Genomic DNA, 8,174 nt, shown 5'->3' on the forward strand with positions numbered 1-8,174 from the left:
CGGACGATCAGCGCTTCGCGGCCCGCCGGCCGGACGTGATGGTCTACGAGTCCGAGATCCTGGAGGAGGCCGTGACGCTCGCCGGTCCGATCGCAGCGGATCTGTGGGTGAGTACGACCGGTACCGATGCGGATTACGTGGTCAAGCTCATCGACGTGTTTCCCGACGATCTCCGCGACTATCCCGAGAACGACAAGGACGTCCCGATGGCCGGCTACCAGATGCTGGTCCGGGGGGAGGTGCTGCGCGGCCGGTACCGCAACAGCCTGTCCGAGCCCGAACCGTTCGCACCCGGGGAGGTGACCCGCGTCCGGTTCGAGATTCCGGCGGTGCTGCACACCTTCGAGCCGGGCCACCGGATCATGATCCAGGTCCAGAACTCCTGGTTTCCGCTCGTCGACCGGAACCCCCAGACCTTCGTGAACATCTACGAGGCGGGTGAGGAGGATTTCCAGAAGGCGACGCAGCGGATCTACCACGATGCCGACCGGCCTTCGGCCGTCCGGGTCGGGGTGCTGAGGGACTGACGACGCCGGGGAGGGCGAGGGGAGGGAGGCGAGGGTGGAGCACGATGCGCCGTGGCGGTGTCGGTGGTAGCTTGTCGCCCCCGATGTCGCGGGATATGCCCGCGGTGTCGTGAACCCGAGACCGGCTGAAGGAATCTGAACAGAACACGCAGGCTCGTTCGCGGGTGGTGGCCCGTGCTCGTAGTGTGGTTGGCGGGGTGTGGGGGCGATGACCCGACCGGGCCGGGAAACGGAGGCCCGGGCCCGGATCCGGACCCCGATCCGACGGAGCCGCGTTACCTGTCGGGCGCCGTGTCCGCAGTGAGCGCGAACGTGCTGAGCGCGGTCGTGAACGTGAGCGCCACCGGAGCCGATTCCATGGTGGTGCGCACCTGGCGGGACGGTGAAGCGGCCGAACAGGACACGCCTCCCGTGCCGTTCGACTCGGGTGGCGAAGCCTCGTCAGCCGTCCTCGGGCTGCGGGCCGACAGCGACTACCGGTTGGAGATCCGCCTCCTGACGGGCGGAGTCGCGCACGCCGTCGACACGCTCTCCTTCTCGACCGGGTCGCTTCCCGAGTGGATTCCGGCGGCCGTGCCGGCCGGCAGCGGACCCGACGGCGGCTTCGTGGCCCTGTCTCTGCCGGAAGGCCCCGTGATCCTCGATCACGAGGGGCGCGTCGTATGGTATCTGTCGGCTCCCGATCCGGTTCTGAACAGCTTCCAGGTTCACCCCGACGGCTCTTACACCCTGCTCGGAAGGGACACGCAGGTCCAGGAGTTCCGGGTGCTCGACGAGCTGGGACGGGAGAGCTCTCGCCTTCGCTGCGTGGGGCGGGACGAGACCCGCTTTCACGAAGTCCGGATCGAGGCGAGCGGGCGATCCTGGGTGATGTGCCACGATCGGCGGGTCGCCGACCTCACGGCGCTCGGGGGTCTCGCTGAGGTCGAACTGGACTGGACGGTGGTACAGAGCATCAGCCCGGCCGGCGAGCTCGTCTGGGAGTGGAACTCGGCGGATCACTTCGAACTCAGCGATATCGATCCCGAGATCATTCCGGGCGCTTCGGCGATCAACGTGACGCATGGAAACGCGATCGCGTTCGACACCGACGGGAGCCTGCTGATGTCGTGGCGCGAGCTGGACGAGGTGACGAAGATCGACGCCGAGACCGGTGAGGTCATCTGGCGGTTCGGAGGGGGTCAGGCGAACCAGTTCACCTTCATCGACGATCCGAAGGGGAGCTTCGAGCGCCAGCACGGCCTGCGGGTCGTCGGCCCGGGGGTGATCCAGCTCCTCGACAACGGCGACGTGGCCCCGAGCCGGCTCGTTCGGTACCGGATCGATGAGCAAGCGATGACGGCCACGCTGATCTTGGAGTACGTGGACGGCCCTTCCGTCTACACGCCCGTCGGCGGCGGCACGGATGTGCTGCCCTCGGGCGGCGCCCTGGTCTCTTTCGGACGGGCGGGCCGAGTGGTGGAGGTGACGGAGACGGGAGAACGCGCGTGGGAGCTGACGGGAATCGACAACACGTACGTCTTCCGGGCGCACTGGATGCCTTCCCTGTACGCGGTCGAGCGCACGAACTGAACCGCAGCCCGCTCCGCTCAGGACGGTGCGGAGAGTGACCGCTCGAGGCGCTCCCACAACGCCAGCCGGGCCTCGAGCTTCTCCTGGAGGTCGGCCCGTTCCGTCTCCAGCCGGCGGGTTTCCTCCGGCCCGGCCCGGTCGTAGAACGCGGGGTCGGCGAAGGTCCGGTCGATGTCGGCGATCCTTCCCTCGATCTCCTCGATCTCTTCCGTCACCTCTTCCACCCTTCGCTCGATCTCGGCCCGGGCCGCCCTGGCTTTGCGGTCCCCCTGATCGTCGCGTCGCGAGGCGCCCTCCGACTTCCTGGCCTTCTTCTCCGACCGTGCCTTGAGGACCACCCGGTCCACGTCCAGGTGGTCGTCCCCGCACGCGTGCACGTACTCGTCGTAGGAGCCCCGATAGTCGGTGATCCCATCCGGGGTGATTTCCACGATGCGGTTGGCGAGGCGGGAGACGAACCAGCGATCGTGGGACACGAGGATCAGCGTGCCTTCAAACGCCTCGAGGGCCCCGACCAGGGCCTCGATCGACTCCATGTCCAGGTGGTTCGTCGGCTCGTCCAGCACGAGCACGTTGGGCTGTTCGATCGCCAGCTTGCAGAAGACGAGCCGGGCGGCCTCTCCCCCCGACAGGGTCCCGAGCTTCTTCTTTCCGTCATCCCCGGACAGGAGCACGCGGCCCAGCTCCGCGCGCACGAAGCCGTAAGTCTGGCCCGGGCAGAAGCCCGTGATCCAGTCCTCCGCGGTCTGGCCGGGGCTCTCGAACTGCTCGTGGTGGTCCTGCGCGAAGTACCCGGGATGCGTTTCGTATCCCCACTTCACCGTGCCGGCGTCGGCGTCGATCTCGCTCACCAGGATCTTGAGCAGGGTGGATTTTCCGATCCCGTTCGGGCCCATGATGGCCAGGCGATCCCCCCTCGCCACCTCGAGGTCGACTCCATGGAGCACCTCCCTGTCACCGTAGCTCTTCCGGATGCCGCTCGCCTTCAGGACCTCGCGACCGCTGGGCCGCCGCGGCTCGAACCGGAAGTACGGATATCGGCGTGAGCTGGTCGGCAACTCCTCCAGCCCTTCGGCCTTCTTCTCGATCAGGCGCAGTTTGCTCTGTGCCTGCCGGGCCTTGCTCGCCTTGGCGCGGAAGCGGTCCACGAACTTCTGGTGATGGGCGATCTCGCGCTCGCGGTTCTCGATCTCGCGTTCCCTGCGCTCCCGCTCTTCCTGTTTGGCGGCGAGGAAGTCGCTGTACGTCCCCGTGTACTCCGTCACGGTCCGGTAGTCCACGTCCAGGATCCGCGTCGCGACGTTGTCCAGGAACCGGTGGTCGTGGGAGATCACCGCCACCGGTCCGGCGAAGTCGCGAATGAACTTCTCCAGCCAGCGAATCGACAGGATGTCCAGGTGGTTGGTGGGCTCGTCGAGGAGCAGCGCATCGGGAGAGCCGGCGAGCGCCTGCGCCAGCAGGACTCGCAGCTTGAACCCTCCGGAGAGCGTGGACATGGGCCGGGAGTGCGTGTCCGCCGAAATCCCGAGCCCCTCGAGAATCTCGGCGGCGCGTGCCTCGGCTGCGTACCCGTGGTGCCGCTGGATGATCTCCTCCAGCTCCGAGAATTTCTCCGGATCGAACCGGTCATCGGGCTGACCCAGGAGGGTCTCCTTCTCGACCATCGCCTGCCACAACTCGGCGTTGCCTCGTAGCGCGACGCCCAGAATCACCTCATCCTCGTAGACGAACTGATCCTGGCGGAGGATGCCGAGCCGGAGGTTCCTGGGCACGGAGACGGTGCCGGCCGAGGCTTCCTCGAGCCCGCCGATGATGTTGAGGAGGGTCGTCTTGCCGGAGCCGTTGGCGCCGACGAGACCGTACCGTTCACCGCGGTTGAGCTCGAAGGTGACGTCCTCGAACAGGGTCTGGATCCCGAAGGACTTCGAGAGGCCGGAAACGGAGATCATCGGTTCAGGCCAGCTCTCGCGTCCACGTGCTCGCGTCGGCTTCGGACCGCGAGAAACCCACTCGCGCCAGATAGTCGATTGCTCGCTTCCCGGTCGGCCTCGCGACGGCACGCCGGTAGCCCCGTTTCCGCAGCCCACCTCGCTCGTACAGGTATCGCCCGATCTTGAAATCCCTGTACCCGGGGATCGCATACTCCAGCCGTATTTCCAGGACTTCTCGGTCCAGCGGCCGGGTCATCAGGAGCCCCGCGGGAACCAGGTCACGAAGGACGAACAGGGCCTGGATATCTCCCTCGGGTTTGAACGCGAACCCGGGCCAGGCCGACTCGATGTCCTCCGCGAAATGGTCCAGGAAGTACTCGAGATACCGGGAGTCCGGGCGGACCTCGAGGAGCTTGAAGTACTCCCTCGAGCCCCGGACCTCCCGGAGGAAATGCAGGTGGATCACTACGATCACCGCGTTCGTCCACACCACGGGCCAGGCGCCGATCAGGTACCCGTACACCACGAAGGTCACCGCTCCGGCCAGGCCGATCCACCTCAGCTTCAGAATCGACCGCATGGCCAGCGAGGTCACGATCAGGGCCGAGCCCAGATAGCCGATCAGGGTATGGAGTGCGCCGGAGTCCACGGTCGTCCTCGGATGTCCAGTTCAGAGAGCGCCTCACGATGCGGTCGAAGGGGGACCGTGTCCACAGGCCTCCCACGATTGCACCCCTGCCGGGAGCGGATCACTTTACGGGCACTCCAGCGGAGGCAACCTGTTTGACTGATCCGATGCAGACATCCCCGTCGTCGGATTTCGCGTCCGACATCCGGGATTTCTTTCTGCACGAGCCCGAGATCCCGACGCTCGTCGAGTTCGACGAGCGTCCGCTCCGGGAGGAATACACGAGCCGGATCGCTCAGCGGGTGGGCATCGACGTGTCGCAGTACTCGGTCGTGAACATCCATCGCATCGGGATCGAGGCCCCGGTTCGCTTCGTGTTCGGGGAGATCGGCCGATGGCGCGGAAATGCTCCCTACTGGCCGAATCACGTGGCGACGCTGGAGATGCAGAACGGAGATCCGGACCACGTTCGGGTCGTGCTGCTCGGTCGTTCGATCGGGCGCTGGCTGATGTCGCGTACCGGAGGACGGGTGGGAACGCTGTTCGAGATGCACGCCCGGACGGTCCGATCGGCTCCGACGGATTCCGATCCGGACGACGCCCGCTACCTCCTGTGGGACTGTCGGGGCGGGTATCCGATGGGGATCTTCTCCGTCTATGCCCGGTCGCCGATCGCCTCGCGTGGTGAGATCGAGGCGACCCAGCTGTTCTTTGCCGTCGGATTCAACCCGCACGGCAGGGAATTCCTGGCCGGCATTCATCCCGTCCGCAGGACCTGGGAGGCCGTGCACAACCGGGTGACCAGCAACGTGCTGAACCGGTTCAAGCAGCTGTGCGAAACGGACTTCGCGGCTGCATCGGACGGGGCCGATCCTCCGACCGGCGGCGAGCCGGAGAATCGAGTCGACGGGGCCGGTTAGCACCGCCGCGGGCGAGAGACGTATATTCCACTGACGGCCCCACCCGTCTACCGGACACCGGGAGGCAGCGATGTCTCCGCTGCTGCAGAGGCTTCAGGCCGCCATCTCGAAGCGCTATACCGTTCAGCGCGAGATCGGTCGGGGAGGAATGGCCTCGGTCTTCCTGGCCGAGGACTTGAGGCACCACCGCAAGGTCGCGATCAAGGTGCTCGACCCGGACCTTGCGGCCACCGTCGGTGCGGATCGCTTTCTTCGCGAGATCGAGACGGTCGCCTCGCTGAACCACCCGCACGTGCTTCCTCTGTACGACTCCGGCGAGGCCGGTGGCCTGCTGTTCCAGGTGATGCCCTTCATCGAGGGCGAATCACTGAGGGCGCGACTCGATCGCGAGGGTCCGCTTCCCCTGGAGGAGGCGATACGGCTCGCGGCCGAGATTGCCGACGGTCTGGACTACGCGCATCGCCAGGGAGTGATTCACCGGGACGTGAAGCCGGAGAACATCCTTCTTTCCGAAGGACATGCCGTTCTCGCCGATTTTGGGATCGCGCGAGCGGTGTCCGTCGCCGGCGACACGCGGGTCACGGCTGCCGGACTCGGACTCGGGACTCCGCTCTACGCGAGTCCCGAGCAGGTGACCGGCCAGGATGGGGTGGACGGTCGAGCGGACGTATACTCCCTGGGCTGCGTGCTGTACGAGATGCTCTCGGGCGAAGTTCCTCTTGCCGGATCGACCCCGCGATCGATCCAGGCCCGCCGCATGTCCGAGACCCCCACTTCGCTCTCCCTCCTTCGCGAGACCGTGCCGGTCGATCTCGATCGGGTCGTGGGTCGGGCGCTGGCCCGTCTTCCGGCAGACCGCTGGGCCACGGCAGGTGACTTCGCCGAGGCCCTTCGAGGGGCAGCGACAGGGGGGGCGATCGAGACACGCCATTCTACGGAGACGCCTCCGAGTAGGCGGACGCGGAGACGACGGGTGCCCGTTCCCGTCTGGGGGCTCGCCCTCCTGCTGATTCCGGCCGTCCTGCTGGTGCTCGCCTACGTGTCCTCCGGATCGACCGACCGGTCGCTGCCGGACTCCGCGCCTTCGGATGCCGACCGGATGGAGGCCCGGCAACACTACCTGAGGGGGGCTCAGGCCCTCGACGAGAGTCAGAGGCTGATGCCGGGAAGCGCCGAACGCGAAGACCTGATCCGCGAGGCCCTCGCGCACTTCGACTCGGCTACGGACCTCGATCCGCAGAGCTCGGACGCCTACTCCGGCAAGGTCAACGCGTACACCTGGCTGGCGGCCTCGTACGATGTGTCGCGGGACAGCGTGGCCCCGCTGATCAACGCCGCAGCCGCCCGCGCGATGGAGATCGACTCCACGTCGGCGAACGTGCGCAGGGCGCTCGGCTTGAAGTACTGGGTCTTCGACTGGGAGTGGGAGAAGGCGTACGAGGAGTTCGTTCGCGCGGTGGCGTACGCACCGGACGATCCGTTCGTGGACGTGTGGCTGTGCGACGCATCGCACATCCAGGTCGACCTCGGACGGCCGGATTCGGCCATGGCCACGCTGAGGCCCGGGGCCATACGGAGTCCCCTCGGGCAGGCACGCTACTCGCTCGTCAACGACCTGATCATGATCGGCGATTTCGACGGGGCGATCGCCGAGGCGCAGCGAGCGATCACCGAGGGAGCCAACTCGAATCGCATGAAGTACTACCTGTTCCTGGCCTATGTGGAACTCGGACGCTTCGACGAGGCGCTCGCGGCTCTCGACGCCCGCACCGTCCCGGGCAACCTGAGTCGGGCCTACTTCTTCGCCCGTAAGGGTGACGCGACGCGGGCGCTTGAGCTGCTCGAAGAGACCCGTGCTTCGGCGGAGCTGCAGGGAATGACGATGCCCCTCGCCGGAGAAGCTCGAATTCACGCCTGGCTCGGCGACGTGGATCGCGCCTTCGCCCTGCTGGAGGAGCAGATGGAAAGCCAGGGCTTCGTGGTCTACCTGCCCTCGGACCCGGCATGGAAGCCGCTGCGCGAGGACCGTCGATTCGGGCGACTCCTGGCGCGAATGGGTCTCACGTGCAGCTACTCCGAGACCGGGCACCGCTGCTGGCAGTTGTGACGGGGCTGATCAGTCGGGCGGTTCGACGCTACCGGACCCGCTCTCCATCGCCGGCATGTCGCCGCCATGTGCTCCGTGCTGCATCGCGTGTCCGGAGCCCAGCACCCCCTGTCTCATTCCGATCGACCACAGCCCGGCCAGCAGGACGGCCGCCGCCAGCACACGCCGGACCCGAAGGTCCCGGAAGGCGATCTTGCGAAGTCCGAAAGTCACGGTGGCGAGCGCCGGCACCGTGCCGAGCCCGAACAGGAGCATCGCCGCGGCGCCGGCGGGTGGATCTCCCAATGCCACCGGCACGGCCAGGGTAGCGTACACCAGGCCGCACGGCAGGAGCCCGTTCACGAGGCCGAACAGGTAGCGGGCCCCGGCGTCGGGGCGCGAGATGAGGCGGGAGGCGGCCCGCTGGACGCCGGGCAGAGCGAACTTCGGCTCGGGCAGCAGGCCGGCCAGCACGGCGGCGAAGTAAATGATCAGGACGGTGGAAACGAC

Annotated in this window: 7 protein-coding genes; 4 read left to right on the forward strand and 3 right to left on the reverse strand. The window is 67.0% G+C overall.

Features of this window, described 5'->3' with window-relative positions:
- The coding region (locus AC36XV_RS03785; protein WP_492202343.1) for a CocE/NonD family hydrolase at positions 1-527 on the forward strand (527 nt) is incomplete at its 5' end.
- Between the two features lie 300 nt (positions 528-827).
- A complete protein-coding gene (locus AC36XV_RS03790; RefSeq protein WP_492202344.1) occupies positions 828-2,099 on the forward strand; it encodes an aryl-sulfate sulfotransferase in 1,272 nt (423 codons plus the stop codon).
- Between the two features lie 17 nt (positions 2,100-2,116).
- Here the strand turns inward: AC36XV_RS03790 and AC36XV_RS03795 are convergent, their stop codons facing one another.
- Together AC36XV_RS03795 and AC36XV_RS03800 are read right to left on the reverse strand one after the other, a co-directional pair.
- Positions 2,117-4,048, reverse strand: coding sequence for an ABC-F family ATP-binding cassette domain-containing protein (locus AC36XV_RS03795; RefSeq protein WP_492202345.1), 1,932 nt, complete (start codon positions 4,046-4,048; stop codon positions 2,117-2,119).
- A gap of 4 nt (positions 4,049-4,052) precedes the next feature.
- Positions 4,053-4,679 carry a GNAT family N-acetyltransferase gene (locus AC36XV_RS03800; RefSeq protein WP_492202346.1) on the reverse strand — a complete coding sequence of 209 codons (627 nt, stop codon included), beginning with the start codon at positions 4,677-4,679 and terminating at the stop codon, positions 4,053-4,055.
- 134 nt (positions 4,680-4,813) lie between these two features.
- Between AC36XV_RS03800 and AC36XV_RS03805 the strand changes: the two genes are divergently transcribed.
- Both AC36XV_RS03805 and AC36XV_RS03810 read left to right on the forward strand, forming a co-directional pair.
- Complete coding sequence (locus tag AC36XV_RS03805; protein ID WP_492202347.1) at positions 4,814-5,578, forward strand: hypothetical protein; 765 nt, start codon at positions 4,814-4,816, stop codon at positions 5,576-5,578.
- Positions 5,579-5,648: 70 nt separating this feature from the next.
- A complete protein-coding gene (locus tag AC36XV_RS03810; protein ID WP_492202348.1) occupies positions 5,649-7,685 on the forward strand; it encodes a protein kinase domain-containing protein in 2,037 nt (678 codons plus the stop codon).
- A 9-nt stretch (positions 7,686-7,694) separates the two neighbouring features.
- Here the strand turns inward: AC36XV_RS03810 and AC36XV_RS03815 are convergent.
- Positions 7,695-8,174: sulfite exporter TauE/SafE family protein (locus AC36XV_RS03815; protein ID WP_492202349.1), on the reverse strand; the 480-nt coding region annotated here is incomplete at its 5' end.

It is taken from the genome of Candidatus Benthicola sp. (genome assembly GCF_058719085.1).